Source organism: Helicobacter bilis ATCC 51630, from assembly GCF_000686565.1.
In the GTDB taxonomy this organism is placed as follows: domain Bacteria; phylum Campylobacterota; class Campylobacteria; order Campylobacterales; family Helicobacteraceae; genus Helicobacter_A; species Helicobacter_A bilis.
The window spans coordinates 20266-37770 of record NZ_JMKW01000024.1; the positions used below are offsets into that span (position 1 = coordinate 20266).

The following is a 17505-nucleotide window of genomic DNA, read 5'->3' on the forward strand; positions in this document are numbered from 1 at the left end:
TTTAATGAAGAAAGTGTGCTATGGAACTGCGAGTTATGACTATACAGGATTATGATTTAGTGCTGAAACTTTGGAAAAGCATTGAGGGATTTTATATCCGCACTATTGATGATTCTTATGAAGGTATGCAAAAATTTCTTACAAAAAATCCAAATACAAATGTAGTAGCTATCTGTGATAATAAGATTGTAGGTAGCATATTATGCGGCTATGATGGGCGGTGTGCATATCTCTATCATGTGTGCGTGCAAAAGGAATATCGCCATAAGCAAATCGGCAAAGGCATGGTGGCATTTGTGAAAGAGAGGTTAAAAGAAGAGGGTGCGACGCATATTAATCTTGTAGCTTTTAAGAATAACTCTCTTGGGAATCTTTTTTGGCATGAGATTAACTGGTCGCTTAAAGATACTTTGAATCTCTATGAATGTATTTTAGATTCTGCAAATACTCGAATCTTGAATGAGGGTTAAGGGTAGTTTAGATTGAATGTTGCATTGCATTAAAATCATTCTTATGATTAAGTTATATTAAGATAGTTTATAAAAACTTTGACACAATAGACTTAATAAACATCGCATAAATACAAAGCAACAAAAACTTAATAATCTATCCCCTCTTTTTTTAGTCTATCGCGTAAGTAACGCATTTGGATATTTTTATCAAAGCACCATTTTGGTGCGATTAAACTCTCATCATGCGCTCCAGCACTCACTCGCTGTATCACAATATTTGGCGGGATAAGCTTGAGTGATTGTACTATTGCTTCGCCATAGTCTTCTAGGCTAATTGGTGTATATTCGCCCTTTTTATACATGCGCGCTAGGGCTGTGCCTTCCACAACATAGAGTGGATGGATTTTTAGAGAATCTACGCCATAGCTTAAAATCGTTTGCAGGGAGTGTATCATCATATCTATGCTTTCATTAGGTAAGCCATAGATTAAATGTGCACAGACTTTTATCCCCCTTTTTCTTGTCTCTTTAAAAAGAGATTCTACACCCTCCATAGTATGCCCTCTGTTTGTAAGCTTTAGTGTCTCTTCATAGATAGATTGGATTCCATACTCAAGCCATATTTCTTTACCCTCTTTTACAAATTCCCCTAAAAAATCAAGCAGTTTAGAATCTACGCAATCAACTCTCGTGCCTATACTCATGCCTACAACATCAGACAACTTCAATGCCTTTGTATAAAGGGCTTTGAGTGTGTCAAATGGTGCATAAGTGTTTGTAAAGCTTTGAAAATATACCATATATTTTTTTATACCATATTTATTTTTATGAAAGTTTGCATGATAGTGGAATTGCGTCTCAAGCTCCCTTAATTGCGTAGGTAATAATGGATTTTCTGTCAATGAAAAGTTCATTTTTAGCTTAGCAATATCTTTTGTATCTTGTATAGATTCTATATTAGAATCTTGCTTTTTTTTCATTACAAGTGATGGGGAAAAAGTCTCATTTTTACAATAAATGCAGCCACCTTTTGCGACCTTGCCATCAATATTAGGACAAGTAAAGCCGCTTAAAGATATTGGAATCTTTCTTACTTTCTCACCAAATCGTTGTTTAAAATATCGCCCAACTGTTAGCATTATCTTCACCCATGCCCCTTTATTTTGATTCTACATCATGCAAATAGTTACCATCAAAACACGCTTGACAATAGCTATAATTATGTGGTTCTACCGCAGTTTTCAAGCCCTCTAAAGAGAGATACCCAAGATAGTCAGCACCAATAAATTTTTTTACCTCATCATTGCTTTTATTTGCAGATATAAGCTCACTTTTACTCGGCGTATCCACACCATAATAGCATGGCGAGATAGTCGGCGGTGCAGAAATGAGTAGATACACTTCCTTTGCACCAGCTTGTTTTAACAATCGCACGATAGCCTTACTTGTCGTGCCTCTCACAAGCGAATCATCTATAACTATAACCCTTTTATTCTCAATCACTTCTCTAATAGGATTAAGCTTTAATCGCACTTTTAGCTCTCTTAGCTCCTGTGTTGGCTCAATAAAAGTTCTACCTACATAATGATTTCTAATTAATCCCAACTCAAATGCGATTTTACTTTGCTCGCTATATCCAATAGCAGCAGCAAGACCGCTATCTGGCACAGGCATAACAATATCTGCATCAATCTTATGCTCTAAGGCTAATTGTTTGCCTAAATTCTTTCTTACCATATACACACTTTTACCAAAGACGACACTATCAGGGCGGGCAAAATAGATATACTCAAAAACGCATGGTTTTAGAATCTCTTCAAAGACTTTTATGCTTATAATCTTTGTTTCATTATTACGATTTTTTTCAAATACGACTAATTCCCCCGGCTCAATATCTCGCACAAAACTCGCCCCAACAAGATCAAACGCACAAGTCTCACTTGCTACAATATAGCCTTTTGAGCCATCTTTATTGGTTATCTCCCCTAAGCTTAATGGACGAAGACCAAATCTATCTCTTACTGCAAACATTTTAGAGCGACTTAAAATCACAAGTGAGAACGCCCCCTCAATCTCATGCAAAGATTCCATAATACGCGGGGTTAAATGCTTTTTTGTGCTTCTTGCTATTAAATGGATAATGACTTCTGTATCTAAATTACTTTGGAATATTGCACCTTGCTGTGTGAGTGATTGGCGAATGTTTTTTGCATTTGTAAGGTTGCCATTATGCACGAGAGCAATCTCACCTAAGCCATAACGCGCAAAAATAGGCTGACAATCGCCATTAGAATCTGCCCCAGCAGTTGCATAGCGATTATGTCCTACCGCATTCATGCCTTTTAGCTTTTCTAAGATTGATTTGCTAAAAACCTTTGTTACAAGTCCTTGCCCTTTTTGCGTAGTGATATTTTTGCCATTGCTTATTGCTATGCCGCTTGCCTCCTGCCCTCTGTGCTGCATTGCAAAAAGGGCGTAATATGCCATGAAGGCTGCTTCATCGCAGTTAAATGCACCAACAACAGCACATTCCTCATTCCAGTGTTTATCCATACAAAAGCCTTGGGTTAAAATGATAAATAGGGATTGTATCATAATGTTTTTAAGCTACAATAACAAAAATTTAAAAAGGCTTTGTATGCACCGCATATTGTTGTTACTTTTCTTCAATCTTTTTGTGCTGTATGCAAATGAAAATACACAAAGAAAATATAATCAAAATAAAACTTGGAAAAACATAGATACAAGCGAAGTGTTAGAAAAAAATACAAAAAAGCTAGAAGCCTATTATAAACAAGTCGATAAGCAATCAAATGAGAGAAATTTTGTCCGCTTTAATGGCAAAAAGATTATCTCACACACAGCTTTTAGCAAGATGAATCTAGGGCAAATGCACGGCTATCACACTTATGTGATTCTATCTATGTTTTATATAGAGTGGATAAGTCAGCATAATGACTTGGATGGTGTGAGTGTGGGGGGAATCTTAGCCGATGAGTTTGGCGATAAAAAAGCAAAAGTAAGATATTTTAAATTCGCTCAAAGATATTATTCTGCACTGCATGAAATCGGCAAAGGCGGCAAGGTATTTTCCTATTGTGCTGCACCATATCTTACAAGCTGCATTTTAATCGGCATTGATGAGGCGTGGTAGATATATACTTGATAACTTGGTTTAATATCAAACAAAAGTATCGCAAAGCTACAATACAAAAGCTTAATATTGTGTTTAGTTTTATCAAACATGAGTCGTTTTTCATATCATTGCGTTATTTATGTAGAATAACAAAAGATTGATTATTTTGGTATTAATTTTGATTGTTTGCGATTATTTAGATTATTTTAGGGTTTTATATGAATATAGAGACTATTCGTCAGTTATTTAATAATAAGCAGTGGCAAACCTGCATTGAAGCATGTTTAAAGCTGATTATGCAGCAACGCACAAATATTGAAGCATGGAGTTTATGTGCGTTTTGTTATAACAATATAGGGCAGCTGCAAGAAGCGATTAAATGCCTTGAAGACGCACTAAAGATAGCAAAAAAGCATCATAAAGAGCATGTCTTTACACTCTCGTTAAATCTTGCGGAATTTTATAGAAGAAATAATATGACACTACAAGCCATAGCACTTTTACAGAATCTTCTGCCAAAAGATGATGAAAACCTACATTTTAATCTCGCAAAATGCTATGGTGATTTACAAGATTATGAGAGATCTATCCAGCACTACATGATAGCCATTAAGATTAATCCAAAAGATATACATGCTATCTTTAATCTAGCTAATCAGCAAGCCGCCATAGGTAGCTTTAAACTCGCATTGAAATACTACTCACTTGCCTATGAAAGCGGTATGGGCGATGCGGGTATAAATCTAGCACAAATCTATACAAATTTAGATGATTTGGAATCTGCTATCACGCTTTATAGAGAGTTAGAGCCACACTACACAAAAGATTCTAATTTCTATTTTAACTACGCAAATGCACTTCGTTATAATGATGAGATAGAGTTAGCAAAAGAGGCATATAGCAGGGCGATTAGCCTAAATCCAGATATAAGATATGTGATAAATCTCGCGCATTTATATTTAAGCTTAAATGAGTTTCAAACAGGCTTTGCACTCTATGAGCATAGAAGAGTTATGCTGCCAAAGACTATGGATAGGCATTTTCTTGACTTTTCTTTTCAGGATTCTAAAAGTATATTAGATTTCTTGCGAGGTAAGAGAGTAGCACTTTACCACGAGCAAGGCTTTGGAGATAGCATTATGTTTGCAAGGTTTATCCCGCTTCTTTCATGTAAAGAAAAGATAATTTTTGCACCAAAAGAGCTTTGTAAAATCTTTAGCTGCTTTAATGTGCCTTGTAGTGAAAAAGTGCATGATGATTATGATATAGCACTCCCCCTGCCAAGCCTTGCCTTTTTATTTGCCAATGAAAAGAGTGTAAAAGTGGGCTTAGAATCTTTTAGAAATACCTTATTATCCTTTCTTATAAAATCTCAAATAAAAGATTCTAATGGCTTAAAAGATTCTATACTAAGTGATACTTTTATACACACAAATATGACAGAATCTCAAATATCTATAAAAAAAGTTTTAGAATCTTATCAGCATTATACGCAAAAAGAAGAGTTAAAAGATGATGTATTCCTAAGCACAAAAGCACAAGCGAAAAATCACTTTATAACAAATACGCATAATACAATAGATACTAAAAAGCAAATAAAAGTCGCCCTAAACTTTAGCTCAAATCCAAACTTTCAGAACGCAAGAGAGAAGTCCATATACGCACAAAAGCTTTTAGAATCCTTGCCACATAAAAACTTTACATATTATAGTTTGCAGTATGAAGGCATTGATTCTGGTCTTGCGAAAGACTTTGGCGTGATTGATATGTCAAAAGAGATTAAAGACTTTTATGATAGTGCTAGGATTTTATTAAATATGGATTTTGTGATTAGCATAGATTCTGCATTAGCACATTTAAGTGCGACTTTAGGCATTCCTACGGCTGTATTATTGTATAAGCGACACGACTGGCGATGGGGGAGATTTTGCAAGCATGATTCTAGTGTCTGGTATGATAATACAAAGCTATTTATACAAGAAGATTTGCACGAATGGCGTAGTGTTTTAGAGAATCTGCATGTATTTTTAGAGCAGACATTTAAAGGGTAGATATGCGTTTTATTTGGACACAGGAAATGCCCTCTACGCAAGTATGGCTAAGTGATTATATCCGTAAGAATGATTTGGAATCTATTTGCATAGTGGCAACAAAAAACCAAACAAGCGGTATCGGCAGTCGTGCAAATACATGGGATAAAGTATCATGTGGATTATATCTATCATGTGCTTTGCCTATTGCTTTATTGCCAAAGGATTTGACAAGGCAGTCTAGCTCAATTTATTTTGGACAAATTTTGCTTGAGTTATTTAGAGAATTTCATAAGGATTTGTGGTTAAAGTGGCCCAATGATTTTTATTTACAAGATGATAAAATCGGGGGTTTAATCACGCAGTATGTAAAGGGCTTTGCTGTATTTGGCATTGGGCTAAATATCTTTAGCGAAGAGAAATCTTCTTTATTAACAGGCAAAATGCAAAATAATTTATCTCAAAAAGATTCTATAGAATCCATAAGCATAGAGATTTTATCTCAAATAATCAAAAAAATATTGCATTTTTTAAGCTTTAACATTGTAGAATTTGCTTTACAAAAAAATATAGATACAACATTGCATGGCATTACTTGCAATGCTTTTTTACAAAATAACATGACATGGTATGAAGTATTTAATCGATATAAACAAGGTTTTTCTAAAAATCATCGTTTTTATACACATATCAATGAAGATGGAATTACTCATAAAGTATCATTGCAAGACGCGTTATTACAAAATGACGGTAGCATAGTGTTGCATGATAAGATTCTATATAGTTTGCGTTAAATATTACAAGAAATAAGGAGATTGCATGGGCGAAGTCATTGGCATTGCAAATCAAAAAGGTGGCGTTGGAAAGACAACTACTGCTGTGAATCTTTCCGCATCTTTGGCATTATGTAATAAAAAAGTTTTGCTTATTGACTTTGACCCACAGGCAAATGCTACGCTAAGCTATGGGATAAAACGCAATAGTATAGAATCTACAATGTATCATGTAATGTCTGGGCAGACTTCCATACAAGATATTATCCAAAGCACAATGCTAAAGCACCTATTTATCGCTCCAACTGACCAAAATCTAGTCGGTATAGAATCTGAGTTTTACGCAAAAAAGAAAAGTCAAGGGGAAACACTTCTTAGGCAATATATAGAATCTATTCGCATGGATTATGACTTTATTATTATAGATTCGCCACCCGCATTAGGACCGCTTACGATTAATGTTTTAACAGCGGCAAATTCTCTCATTGTGCCTGTGCAATGTGAGTTTTTAGCCCTTGATGGATTAGCCCAACTTATGAATACTGTCAAGGTAATAAAGCAGTCTATTAATACGAGTCTAGCAATAAGGGGTTTTTTACCTACCATGTATAACTCAAGGACAAATCTATCAAAGCAAGTTTTAGATGATTTATTGAATCATGTGAAAACTAAATTCTTTGATGATAAAGAAGGTTATGTAGTCATACCGCATAATGTAAAGCTTGCAGAAGCCCCAAGTTATGGAAAACCCATTGCATTATATGATAGCAAGTCAGCTGGTAATGAAGCTTATATGCGTCTTGCAAAAGCTTTATTAAAGAAACAAAAAAGGAAATAGCATGGCAAAAAGAGCGTTAGGTAGTGGGCTTAATAATCTATTTGGTGATATTAATGCTGTGTATGAGAAAAATTATGCAGATTCAGATACTAACATGCAAATGATTAAATGCAATGATATTGTGCCAAATCCCATGCAGCCGCGTAAAATCTTTAATGATGAGAGTTTGAGAGAACTTGCGGATTCTATAGAAGAGCATGGACTTTTACAACCCATAGTTGTGCGTGAAAATGAAAATGGTGGATACATACTTATTGCTGGGGAAAGAAGACTTCGTGCTACAAAACTACTGCAAAAAGAGCATATACAAGCCATTGTAATCAGCACAGAAGATTACAAAATGCGTGAATTAGCATTGATAGAAAATGTGCAAAGAGAAGATTTAAACCCTATTGATTTAGCCCTTTGCTATCAAGCACTTTTAAAAGAATATGATCTCACACAGGAAAAACTCGCACAAAAGATTCACAAGTCTCGCACACAAATCACAAATACACTGCGTTTGCTTGAATTAAGCGATAAAACAAGAGAATTACTCCAAGAAGGCAAAATAACGCAAGGACATGCAAAAATGCTTATCGGCTTAACCCCAAATGATGAAGAGATGGCACTGCAAAGCATATTAGGACAAAAACTCAATGTAAGAGAAACAGAAAATCTTGCAAAAAACCTTAAATCAAAGACAAAGATACTAGAGAATAATAAAGATTCTACAGAATCTCTCTATACCGAATCTCTGCAAAATTTACAAGAGATTCTAAAAACCTATAATATTGAAAGCACCATAAAAAAGAATAGCATTGTTTTGCAATGTGATGAAAAAAGCAAACTTGATATTGTTTTACAGAAGTTGCAATAATATTATTCTTACTCTAAACGCACATTTTTTTTGCTTAGGCTTTGTGTGTCTTTAGAGCCTTGCTTGCTATACTTCATATCATCATGCCCTAGATTCTATTTTGTTATTCTTGATTTTGTTGTTCTTGCGTCGTTATTTTGTGCAATATGCTTTTCATTATAATCATTTCTAGGTTTCTCATATTTTCAAATTCATAAAAAAGCTTATTTAAAATACTACATTTTTTCTTTTTTTATTGCATTTTCTGTGAAAATAGTGTATTATTGCAGACATGGAAACTGCATATATAACATATTTTAAGGAGTTAATCTTATGAAAAGTGTTGAACAAACAATGAATAGACGCGATGTGCTGAAGGCTGGAACGATTGCTAGTGCGTTGGCTTTAGGTGGTTTTTTATCGCCGTTGCAGGCTGTTGGCACATCTTTTAAGTTGCCTACTAGAGATAAGCCATTATTGCTAAATAGCAATGAGAGTGCGTATGGTTTTTCGAGTCTTGTTAAAAAAGCATTGGACAAAAAGGCAGCAGATTTATCTCTCTATCCTTTCAAAGCTGAAGAGGAATTGCGTTCTAGTATTGCAAGATTTTATCAAGTAAAAGAAGACAATATATGTGTGAGTAATGGTTCTTCGGCTGCATTACAAGCTGCGATTTATGCTGTTAGTAATTTGGCTAATGAGCTTAATATGCCATTTAGAATCATAAATCCTAATCCTACTTTTGAATTCCCTGCTGTTTATGCAAAACCACTAGGCATTGAAGTTGTGAATTTTGATTTAGACTCTAAGTTTAACATGAATATTGATGCTATGAAAAAGAGTGAGCGAGAGTTTGATGGTATTTCTCTTGTTTATCTTTGCAATCCAAATAATCCAACAGGAAACATTGTATCTGCAAACGATCTGTATTCTTGGGTAAGAAATGCAAAACAAAGCACGATTTTCCTTATCGATGAGGCGTATGCAGAGTATGTGATTGACCCTGCATTTAAAAGTGGTATTGATATCCTAAAAGATGGTGCAAAAAATATTATTGTAACACGCACATTTTCAAAGATATATGGTCTTGCAGGATTGCGTGTAGGATATACAGTTACAACACCAGAGTTGCAAAGAAGAATTAAAGATTTCTTGCAACTTGCAGGTATTAATGTGTGCGGTGCAGTTGCATCTACTGCAGCACTTGCTGATTTCAACTTTAGACAATATTGCGTAAATTCAAATGTGAAATCAAGACAAATTGTAACAAAAGCCCTTGATTCTTTGGGCTTACGCTATGCACCTTCACATGCTAACTTTATTTTCCATGAAATCACAGGTAGCTATGATGATTTTGCAAAAAATATGAGAAATCAAAATATCCTTGTTGGACGACAATTTGCTAAGTTTGATAACTTCTGTCGAGTTACATTAGGAACTCCACAGCAAGCTGAATATTATGTAAAAGTATTAAAAACTTTTAGACAGAAACGCTATATCTAATACCATTAAGGTTTTGTAGCGATTTATAGGGCTTTAAATTTCACCATTGAAGCCTTGCCAATCTGTTATATCTATACAGATAAAATTTGGAATCCATAGATTTTAACTTGAGCCTATTGAATCTAAAATAGGCAAAGTATTTATTTTTCTGTTATTTCGTATCTTATTTAGTATCGCGTGTCTTGTTAATTCTTGAATTTTTTATATTGTATAATCTGCCTTGTGTAATGAGTTGTTTGGCATATCTATATTTCAACTTTTTCGCATAAACTCAAATTCACATTATATGATCTTAAGAAACAAAAAATAGCGAATACAGAAGATCTAAAATGAAATACATATTATTATTTTACCACAAGCATCAAAAATAGAAGCAAGAACTATAAAAAAGATTCTCATGTAAATTCACCTTGCTATTTTACTTTAAGCAAAGTTTTTAGATAAAAAACTTTAGCTATTAATTGCTATGTAATGAATCTTACAACCACCCTTTTTTCTTAAATGCAATAAGTGGTAGTATGGTGGAAATAATCATCACAAGCACTGCAAGTGGATAGCCATAATCCCATTTAAGCTCTGGCATAATCTCAAAGTTCATGCCATAAATCGTCCCAATAAGAGTTGGTGGCATCATAGCAACAGTGGCAACGGTAAATAGTTTAATGATTTTATTCTGCTCGATATTAATCTGACTTGCTAGAATTGTTTGGATATTATCAAGGACATTGAGTTGCGATACATTAAATTCAACAAGCGAGTTTAAATCCTTTAAAACAATGGTAAGATTGCGTTTAATATCGCTATCAATCTTATCGCTTTTAATAAGTGAAGTAATAGCACGCCGTTTATCAAATAGTGAATCTCGCACACGCATATTAAGTTCCTGCAAACTCGAAATGCCTTTTAGCATTTTGTCATAAGTGTATTCATTCTTTTCTTCTAAAACATTAATGCGTAGCTTTCTTGCCTCTTTATCAATCCACTCTAGTATATCAGCATCTTTTTCTACACGAATTTCAAACATTTTATCAAGCACATCATAGCCATCTTCAAAGTTTTTTGGACTTGCAAGAATGCGTGTTTGCATCTCTTCAAAAATCTTAAAATCATTGAATCTAATCGTAAATAAAATATTTTTAGTCGTCATAAAAGTAATTGTTTCATTAATCAGGCTAAATTCCTTGTTTTCTGTCTGCATACGCACGAGAAAATGCGTGTTAATAGTAATTGTGAGATTATCTTCCCAATATCTTGCGCTAAGCTCGATTTCTTCACGCTCTTCTTGCGTTGGAATATCAAGGTTATATTGCTTTGTAATGTAGTTCATCTCATCATTTGTTGGGTGAAGTAAATCAACCCACAAAATATTACTAGGGAGAATATTATCTTCGATGTTAAATTGTAACTTTTTGACAAGCCCATTATTCGTCTTAGTATAAATATTAAGCATGACTATTCCTTACGCTTTTTTGAATACTTGGTTTTACATATCCGCTAAACATTGTTACAGAAACTACGCATTATAACATATTATTGCATGATGTGTGATTTCCCAAAAAAGCTTGTAATATATAATTGTAATAAATAAGATATGAATATGATTCTTGCAATAGAGAGATTTTATGAGACAATATCCACCTTAATTGCCACCACTTCAACAAAAACTTAAAATAACATTAATGGTTTATAAAAATCTTTATAATTTCATAGTATCATTACCTATTTGAAAGATAAATTGCAACAAAAAAGGAATACAATAGTATGCAAGCAAATAATGCCAACTCTACGCTACAGGCAAAAGTGCAAGAAGCCATGCGAGAAATTGAACGGGGCTGTGTGGAGTTTATTGGTAAAGAATATATAGAATCTTTAGTAACAAGATTCTATGAAAAGGGGGAAGAGTTTATTGTAAAGGCTGGATTTGATCCCACTGCACCAGATTTACATTTAGGGCATTCTGTGTTATTGCAAAAGCTTGCGACTTTTCAAAACTATGGTGGTAGAGTAAAATTTTTGATCGGCGATTTCACTGCGACAATAGGCGATCCTTCAGGGAAAAGTGAGACAAGAAAACCACTAACTTTTGAGGAAGTAGCACAAAATGCTAAGACTTATGAAGAACAAGTCTTTAAGATTCTAAACAAAGACAAAACTGATATTTGCTTTAATAGTAAATGGCTAGGTAGTCTTACAAGTGTAAATATCATGCAGCTAACCGCTCAATATTCTGTTGCAAGAATGATGGAGCGAGATGACTTTACGAAGCGATTTAAAGAAAATCAGCCTATTTCTATTGTGGAGTTTATGTATCCTTTATTGCAAGGTTATGATTCTGTGGCACTCAATTGTGATATTGAGCTTGGCGGTAATGATCAAAAGTTTAATCTCTTAGTAGGCAGGGCATTGCAAAGGGCATATAACTGCGGTAAGGAACAAAGCGTGATGACTATGCCTTTACTTGAAGGGCTAGATGGCGTAAATAAAATGAGCAAAAGCCTTAAAAACTATATCGGCGTAACAGATTCCCCAAATGATATGTATGCCAAGATTTTAAGCATTGATGATACGCTTATGTGGCGTTATTATGAGCTTATCAGCACAAAAAGTTTAGCAGAGATAGCGAAGTTAAAAAGCGGTGTAGAGACAGGTGAGTTGCACCCAAAGGCTGTGAAAGAGGAACTTTCTTTAGAGATTACTACGCGTTTTCATAATGAGAATCTAGCATTGCAGGCTAGAGAAGCCTTCAATGCGATATTTAGCAATAAAGAGATTCCAAAAGACATTGAAACAAAAGAGATACAAAAAGGCGAGTGGATATGTAAAGTGTTAGTAGAGCTAGGTTTTAGCCCATCTACTTCACAAGCAAGAAGAGATATTAAAGCTGGGGCTTTAAGTATAGATCAAGCAAAGCAAACAGATGAAAATTTTCACTTTTTACAAGAAGGCGAATTTATTATAAAACTCGGTAAAAGAAAATTTGCTAAAATTATTATTGTAAATAGCATATAAGGTAGGATAATGGGCAATTTATTTAAAAGCTTAACAATAGGAAAACACACGATAAAATATCCTATTTTTCAAGGTGGCATGGGTGTTGGCATTAGTTGGGACGAGTTGGCGGGCAATGTATCAAAGGAAGGTTGCTTAGGCATTATCTCTGCAGTTGGCACGGGCTATTATAAAAATATGGGTTTTGTTGATAAGATTTTATCAAGTAAGCCTTTTGAGGCGATTAACTTTTATAGTAAAAATGCGTTGAATGAAATCTTTAAAAATGCGCGTAAAATATGCGGTGATAAGCCTTTGGGTGCAAATATTTTACATGCAATTAATGACTATGGCAGAGTGGTAAAAGATGCGTGTGAAGCAGGGGCAAATGTGATTATTACAGGTGCAGGACTGCCTACAAACATGCCAGAATTTACAAGGAATTTTCCAGAAGTAGCATTAGTCCCAATCGTATCATCAGCAAAAGCCCTGCGTGTTATATGTAAGCGTTGGAGTGAGCGATATAAAAGAGTGCCAGATGCTGTGGTCGTAGAGGGACCTTTAAGTGGTGGTCATCAGGGCTTTAAATATGAGGATTGTTTTAAGCCAGAGTATCAGCTTGAAAACATTCTGCCACAAGTTGTTACAGAATCTATGCAGTGGGGGTCTATGCCAATTATTGCTGCAGGTGGTATTTGGGATAGAAATGATATTGATACCATGCTTTCACTAGGGGCTAGTGGAGTGCAGATGGGGACAAGATTCTTAGGGACAAAAGAATGTGATGCAAAAGCTTATCAGCAAATCTTACCACATATTACTGAAGATGATATTGAACTTGTAAAATCGCCCGTTGGCTATCCAGCAAGAGCTTTAAATATCGGTGTAATGCAGAGATTAAAAGAGGGGAATGCCCCAAAAGTGCAGTGCATTAGCAACTGCGTTAGCCCATGTCAAAGGGGCAAGGAAGCAAAAAAAGTGGGTTACTGCATAGCTGATAGCTTGGGCAAGGGACATTTAGGGAATCTTGAAGAGGGTTTATATTTCAGTGGTGCAAATGGCTATCGCGTAAAAGAGATTTTGAGCGTTAAAGCATTAGTTGATGAATTAACAAAACGCTAATGGATATGTATGCGTTGCATTGTGCTTTTTTTCTTGCTTATAAGCAGTTTGCAAGCCGACACACTGCGCGTTTTAAATACTATTCCTTTTGGTGCATCAAGCCTTAGGATTGATGCAAACAGAGCGTTCAAAAAAGATGAAATCAGCGTTCATAAACTAAGTGATACAAGCACTTTTATAGACATATACGGCATATATGTGCCAACAGGTAGAAAAGAGTATAACTTCCCAAATAATACTCAAATCACAATCGCACAAAACAACAAACAGCGACTTCGTGTGCTTATCACTCTCACCTCAAAAACTGAATTTGAATACAATGCCAAAGACAACCATCTCTATATTGCAATCAAAGAAAAAAATGCAAAACAAAGCGTAGTCCCAATCGCAAGTTCAAAAAAACCTGAAAAGCAACCAGAAAAAAAGCCCATACAACAAACAAAACCCACAACACAAAAGCCTAAACCAAAACCAGCCGCAAACACAAATCAGCCAAAGCCAATACTTGTTTCAAAGGCAACGCCAACGAGTAAAAATCGCAAGAAAATTATTATCCTAGATCCCGGACATGGCGGCAAGGATTGTGGCACACAAGGCATTTCTAAAACATGTGAAAAACATATTGTTTTAAGTGTAGCCAAACTCACCGCTCAAGAGCTTTCTAGAAGGGGCTATGTGGTCTATATGACAAGGAATACTGATATTTTTATCGAATTGCAAAGACGCACAGAAATGGCAAATGAGATACATGCGGATTTGTTTATATCTATTCACGCAAACTCAATACCAGCAGGTTCAAGCAGACAGCCAAAAGGAGTAGAAACCTATTTTCTATCAACTGCAAGGACAGAGAGAGCGATAAATGCCGCTGCTATTGAGAATCAAGGCATGGCAGAATATTCGCCAACAACCATCGCTTCATTCCTTACTTCACAAAGGATTATCGCTTCAAATAAGCTTGGTATGGATGTGCAAGCAGGTATCCTAAAGCAAATCCGCACAAAATATAATGAGAATCTTGATGGTGGTGTAAGAGAGGGACCATTTTGGGTGCTTGTAGGTGCTCTCATGCCCTCAATCCTTATTGAAATAGGCTATAACTCTCACCCGGTAGAATCAGAGCGATTAAAGGATACAAGCTATCAAACCCTAATCGCCAAAGGCATTGCAAATGGTGTTGATGGATACATAACAAAGAATCCATAAATTACTACAATCTATTATTCTAAATATTTCACCAAACACTTTTAACACAAGAATATAGAATCAATCTATAAGCAGATTGTGGAGAAAAAAAGATGAGCTAGGATTCACATCGTGGAATGCTAGAGAAAAGACAGGGGATTATGGGCTAAAAAACTCACACGAGATGATAGCAGAGCTTTCTAACCCAGAGTTTGCTAGTAAGCTTAAAGGGGCAAATGTCTTTGAAAAGATTATTGATAATATTATCCAGCTTTTTGTTAGCACAGCAGAAATGATAGGACTTAAGAAAAGTAATGTCTATGATAAGCTAAGAGAGAATGTCAAAAATATTATAGAAAATTATAAAGATGATTTTAGCCAAGAGTATGAGAAGCTAGGGGTAGGAATGTTAGCTTAGAATTATTCGCAGGGGAAAAGGCGTTAGTAAATGAATCTTATGCACCACACAAAGCAAGACTAGAGAGGGCAAAAGAGTTAGAATCTAGTGGGGCAGATGAAATAGAGATATGGGAAAAAACAGGCTGGTATAAAGATAAGGATAAAAAATGGAAGTTTGAGATAAGCCAAAGTGGTGGGGAGTTTGATTGGGATTTACTAAAAAGCATAAGGTATGATTACTCAAGAGATGATAACTATATGAAATTGAAAGAAGTATTGCAGGATAGGGAATTATTTCAAGCATACCCAGAGCTACAAGACCTTAAAATACAAGCCGACCCATTAGGTGAAGACATTTTAGGCACATATAAAAAAGATAAAAAGAAAATATCCTTAGATATAGATACACTAAAATCACCACAAGAGGCAAAAAGCACTCTCTACCACGAAATACAACACGCAATCCAAGATATAGAGGGCTTTGCGTATGGGGAAAAATTAGAACAAATTGCTAAGGAAAATTACAGATTAAGGCACGGCGAAGTAGAAGCAAGAAATGTGGAAAACAGAATGCAACAAGTCAGTGGTTATGAGACCAAAAAACCACCTAAGGAACAAATCCAAAAATCAATAAATACGATCGATAAAAATATACAAAAAGCAGAACAAGAAATACAAGAAATCAAAAATGGCATAGGAAAGTATAAAGGCGTATCACAAAAAGATAAAGAAAGAAGTATTAAAACAAACTTAGAGTTTATAGATAGTGCATTAAGAGGTAGAGAAAGGGCAATAAAGCTTAGAGATAGTTATACTCAAACTCCACACCCTTATAAAACTATGGATACACATATAAACGACACTATCGCTGAAGCTACAATGCAAGGGAAAGCGTTAAGCAGAGAGCTAACAAACAAAGTGGAAAATATGCTAGAATCTAGCAATAAGATTTTGGGAGAGACAATGACTTTGAAAGATAGGCTACTTATAGACAATAAAATTAAATATAGTTATTTAAAAGAAATAGCCCAAGATTTACCTAAACCCATAACAAAAGATGATTTTTTACATCTTTTAAAAAATAAAAAATATGTCAATATACAAACACCTATAAAAGAACTAGAAATAGAACCTTTAAAAGCTTACGAGCATTTAACGCAAAATTCTAACAAACAAAACAGGATAGATATAAGCGGTGCAATATTACCAACTTTGCAAAACCCACTTTTTATAACCAAAGACAAAAAAGACACTTACTATTTTTACAAACCTTTTAAAGATGAAAAGGGAGTGCTAAATATCGTTAGTATAGCCATACCAAAGAGCAATAGAATCCGCTACAAAACAAGCTACATTGCCTCAAGGGAAAGAATGCTAAAAATGATAAATGAATACGAATTGGTATATGAAGCATTTTAAGGCAAGAGTGCCTCAGCAAAGGGGATAAACCACTTACATTGCGTATCCTACGGCTACTACTCTTGCGTGGGAGTATTATACCACAAAAAAAAGGATTTAACATGTTAGACACAAAAAATCTCACTTTAAAGAAATTCCAAGAGAATTTTGATTTTATAGAAGCTAAGATGAAAGATAGTCAAATATATAAAGACGCATTAGATAGTTTTGTAAAATATATGCCAAGCTACGCTTTTACAGATGACCAAAAGGCTTTAGCATATAGTGATTTTATGGCAAAGACATTTTTAGGAGTATTTCAAAGTGCAGTCCAAACAGCATTAACCATAGACCAAAACGAAGTAGCCACAAGAGATGCACAAAATCAAAGTGCTTTAGGCATATTAGGCAAAATAACAATAAAAGAGAGAAAGAAGTAGCAATGCTATCAAATCAAGTGAAAGAAAGCTTTTTTAAGATACAAGCAAGTAAAATGCAAACAGCTCAACTTCAAGCCCAAGCCAATTATTAACATGAAAGAGAAGATAAAATCAAGGCAGAAGTATTACATAAAAGTGCCAATGATAACGCACAAATCAATAAGGCTAATTGTATGGTAAGTTATCAAAATGTCCTATCTAATGCAAATAAACCAGACTTGCTTAAAAGCTATGATATGCAGCAAACTACCGTGAATACACTTAAAGCAATAGGTGAAGCTCCAATCAGTGATTACACAGATGAGTGGAAAAAGGTGCAAATAACGGATTTTATACAGACTTTGATACGACTATTTTAGAGATATATGCTACTAAAAGTGTGATAGCTATTGATGAAGTGATA

Annotated in this window: 17 protein-coding genes and 1 pseudogene; 15 read left to right on the forward strand and 3 right to left on the reverse strand. The window is 34.8% G+C overall.

The features are described 5' to 3' along the window. Positions 1–20 precede the first annotated feature (20 nt). Entirely contained in the window at positions 21–470 is a 450-nt protein-coding gene (locus T368_RS0106020; RefSeq protein ID WP_034566653.1) for a GNAT family N-acetyltransferase, read from the forward strand. Between the two features lie 128 nt (positions 471–598). On the opposite strand, the gene mnmL is transcribed toward T368_RS0106020, so the two are convergent. After that, positions 599–1591, reverse strand: a complete 993-nt coding sequence (mnmL, locus tag T368_RS0106025; protein WP_194146738.1) for a tRNA modification radical SAM protein MnmL/YtqA — start codon at positions 1589–1591, stop codon at positions 599–601. Positions 1592–1610: 19 nt separating this feature from the next. Beyond that, positions 1611–3005: an amidophosphoribosyltransferase gene (gene purF / locus T368_RS0106030; protein ID WP_004088947.1), complete on the reverse strand. Its 1395-nt coding sequence runs from the start codon at positions 3003–3005 to the stop codon at positions 1611–1613. 85 nt (positions 3006–3090) lie between these two features. On the opposite strand from purF, the gene T368_RS0106035 reads away from it, so the two are divergent. The 6 genes from T368_RS0106035 to T368_RS0106060 all read left to right on the forward strand — a co-directional run bounded on the left by T368_RS0106035 (position 3091) and on the right by T368_RS0106060 (position 9570). Then, positions 3091–3606, forward strand: coding sequence for a hypothetical protein (locus T368_RS0106035; protein ID WP_230455677.1), 516 nt, complete (start codon positions 3091–3093; stop codon positions 3604–3606). 200 nt (positions 3607–3806) lie between these two features. Further along, positions 3807–5639, forward strand: a complete 1833-nt coding sequence (locus T368_RS0106040; protein ID WP_004088943.1) for a tetratricopeptide repeat-containing glycosyltransferase family protein — start codon at positions 3807–3809, stop codon at positions 5637–5639. A 2-nt stretch (positions 5640–5641) separates the two neighbouring features. Continuing rightward, positions 5642–6412 carry a biotin--[acetyl-CoA-carboxylase] ligase gene (locus T368_RS0106045; RefSeq protein WP_004088942.1) on the forward strand — a complete coding sequence of 257 codons (771 nt, stop codon included), beginning with the start codon at positions 5642–5644 and terminating at the stop codon, positions 6410–6412. Between the two features lie 25 nt (positions 6413–6437). Next, on the forward strand, positions 6438–7229 hold the full coding sequence (locus T368_RS0106050) for a ParA family protein (protein WP_004088939.1): 792 nt from the start codon (positions 6438–6440) through the stop codon (positions 7227–7229). A gap of 1 nt (position 7230) precedes the next feature. Continuing rightward, complete coding sequence (locus T368_RS0106055; protein ID WP_004088936.1) at positions 7231–8088, forward strand: ParB/RepB/Spo0J family partition protein; 858 nt, start codon at positions 7231–7233, stop codon at positions 8086–8088. Positions 8089–8400: 312 nt separating this feature from the next. Continuing rightward, positions 8401–9570, forward strand: coding sequence for a pyridoxal phosphate-dependent aminotransferase (locus T368_RS0106060; protein WP_004088934.1), 1170 nt, complete (start codon positions 8401–8403; stop codon positions 9568–9570). Positions 9571–10048: 478 nt separating this feature from the next. Here the strand turns inward: T368_RS0106060 and corA are convergent, their stop codons facing one another. Then, the gene (gene corA, locus T368_RS0106065; protein ID WP_004088932.1) at positions 10049–11020 is read right to left on the reverse strand and encodes a magnesium/cobalt transporter CorA; all 972 of its coding nucleotides are present in this window, start codon (positions 11018–11020) and stop codon (positions 10049–10051) included. A 311-nt stretch (positions 11021–11331) separates the two neighbouring features. On the opposite strand from corA, the gene tyrS reads away from it, so the two are divergent. The 8 genes and pseudogenes from tyrS (at position 11332) to T368_RS0106105 (ending at position 17461) form a co-directional block, all read left to right on the forward strand. After that, entirely contained in the window at positions 11332–12579 is a 1248-nt protein-coding gene (tyrS, locus tag T368_RS0106070) for a tyrosine--tRNA ligase (protein WP_004088930.1), read from the forward strand. Positions 12580–12588: 9 nt separating this feature from the next. Beyond that, positions 12589–13680 (forward strand): nitronate monooxygenase, encoded by a 1092-nt coding sequence (locus tag T368_RS0106075; RefSeq protein ID WP_004088928.1) that lies wholly within the window; start codon positions 12589–12591, stop codon positions 13678–13680. A gap of 9 nt (positions 13681–13689) precedes the next feature. Then, positions 13690–14886 (forward strand): N-acetylmuramoyl-L-alanine amidase family protein, encoded by a 1197-nt coding sequence (locus T368_RS0106080; protein ID WP_004088926.1) that lies wholly within the window; start codon positions 13690–13692, stop codon positions 14884–14886. A 76-nt stretch (positions 14887–14962) separates the two neighbouring features. Next, positions 14963–15283, forward strand: coding sequence for a hypothetical protein (locus T368_RS0106085; RefSeq protein WP_004088924.1), 321 nt, complete (start codon positions 14963–14965; stop codon positions 15281–15283). Positions 15284–15300: 17 nt separating this feature from the next. Then, a pseudogene (locus T368_RS17380) lies at positions 15301–15447 on the forward strand (LPD23 domain-containing protein); the annotation flags it as partial. A gap of 75 nt (positions 15448–15522) precedes the next feature. Beyond that, positions 15523–16683, forward strand: a complete 1161-nt coding sequence (locus T368_RS0106090) for a hypothetical protein (RefSeq protein WP_004088922.1) — start codon at positions 15523–15525, stop codon at positions 16681–16683. 101 nt (positions 16684–16784) lie between these two features. Then, the gene (locus T368_RS0106095; RefSeq protein ID WP_004085161.1) at positions 16785–17102 is read left to right on the forward strand and encodes a hypothetical protein; all 318 of its coding nucleotides are present in this window, start codon (positions 16785–16787) and stop codon (positions 17100–17102) included. Between the two features lie 173 nt (positions 17103–17275). After that, on the forward strand, positions 17276–17461 hold the full coding sequence (locus T368_RS0106105) for a hypothetical protein (RefSeq protein ID WP_027338367.1): 186 nt from the start codon (positions 17276–17278) through the stop codon (positions 17459–17461). Positions 17462–17505 lie beyond the last annotated feature (44 nt).

Excerpts from the sequence above, each read along its gene's own strand:
- T368_RS0106020 (WP_034566653.1), top strand. The coding sequence starts at position 21 with ATGGAACTGCGAGTTATGACTATACAGGATTATGATTTAGTGCTGAAA.
- mnmL (WP_194146738.1), bottom strand. The coding sequence starts at position 1,591 with ATGCTAACAGTTGGGCGATATTTTAAACAACGATTTGGTGAGAAAGTA.
- purF (WP_004088947.1), bottom strand. The coding sequence starts at position 3,005 with ATGGATAAACACTGGAATGAGGAATGTGCTGTTGTTGGTGCATTTAAC.
- T368_RS0106035 (WP_230455677.1), top strand. The coding sequence starts at position 3,091 with ATGCACCGCATATTGTTGTTACTTTTCTTCAATCTTTTTGTGCTGTAT.
- T368_RS0106040 (WP_004088943.1), top strand. The coding sequence starts at position 3,807 with ATGAATATAGAGACTATTCGTCAGTTATTTAATAATAAGCAGTGGCAA.
- T368_RS0106045 (WP_004088942.1), top strand. The coding sequence starts at position 5,642 with ATGCGTTTTATTTGGACACAGGAAATGCCCTCTACGCAAGTATGGCTA.
- T368_RS0106050 (WP_004088939.1), top strand. The coding sequence starts at position 6,438 with ATGGGCGAAGTCATTGGCATTGCAAATCAAAAAGGTGGCGTTGGAAAG.
- T368_RS0106055 (WP_004088936.1), top strand. The coding sequence starts at position 7,231 with ATGGCAAAAAGAGCGTTAGGTAGTGGGCTTAATAATCTATTTGGTGAT.
- T368_RS0106060 (WP_004088934.1), top strand. The coding sequence starts at position 8,401 with ATGAAAAGTGTTGAACAAACAATGAATAGACGCGATGTGCTGAAGGCT.
- corA (WP_004088932.1), bottom strand. The coding sequence starts at position 11,020 with ATGCTTAATATTTATACTAAGACGAATAATGGGCTTGTCAAAAAGTTA.
- tyrS (WP_004088930.1), top strand. The coding sequence starts at position 11,332 with ATGCAAGCAAATAATGCCAACTCTACGCTACAGGCAAAAGTGCAAGAA.
- T368_RS0106075 (WP_004088928.1), top strand. The coding sequence starts at position 12,589 with ATGGGCAATTTATTTAAAAGCTTAACAATAGGAAAACACACGATAAAA.
- T368_RS0106080 (WP_004088926.1), top strand. The coding sequence starts at position 13,690 with ATGCGTTGCATTGTGCTTTTTTTCTTGCTTATAAGCAGTTTGCAAGCC.
- T368_RS0106090 (WP_004088922.1), top strand. The coding sequence starts at position 15,523 with ATGAAATTGAAAGAAGTATTGCAGGATAGGGAATTATTTCAAGCATAC.
- T368_RS0106095 (WP_004085161.1), top strand. The coding sequence starts at position 16,785 with ATGTTAGACACAAAAAATCTCACTTTAAAGAAATTCCAAGAGAATTTT.
- T368_RS0106105 (WP_027338367.1), top strand. The coding sequence starts at position 17,276 with ATGGTAAGTTATCAAAATGTCCTATCTAATGCAAATAAACCAGACTTG.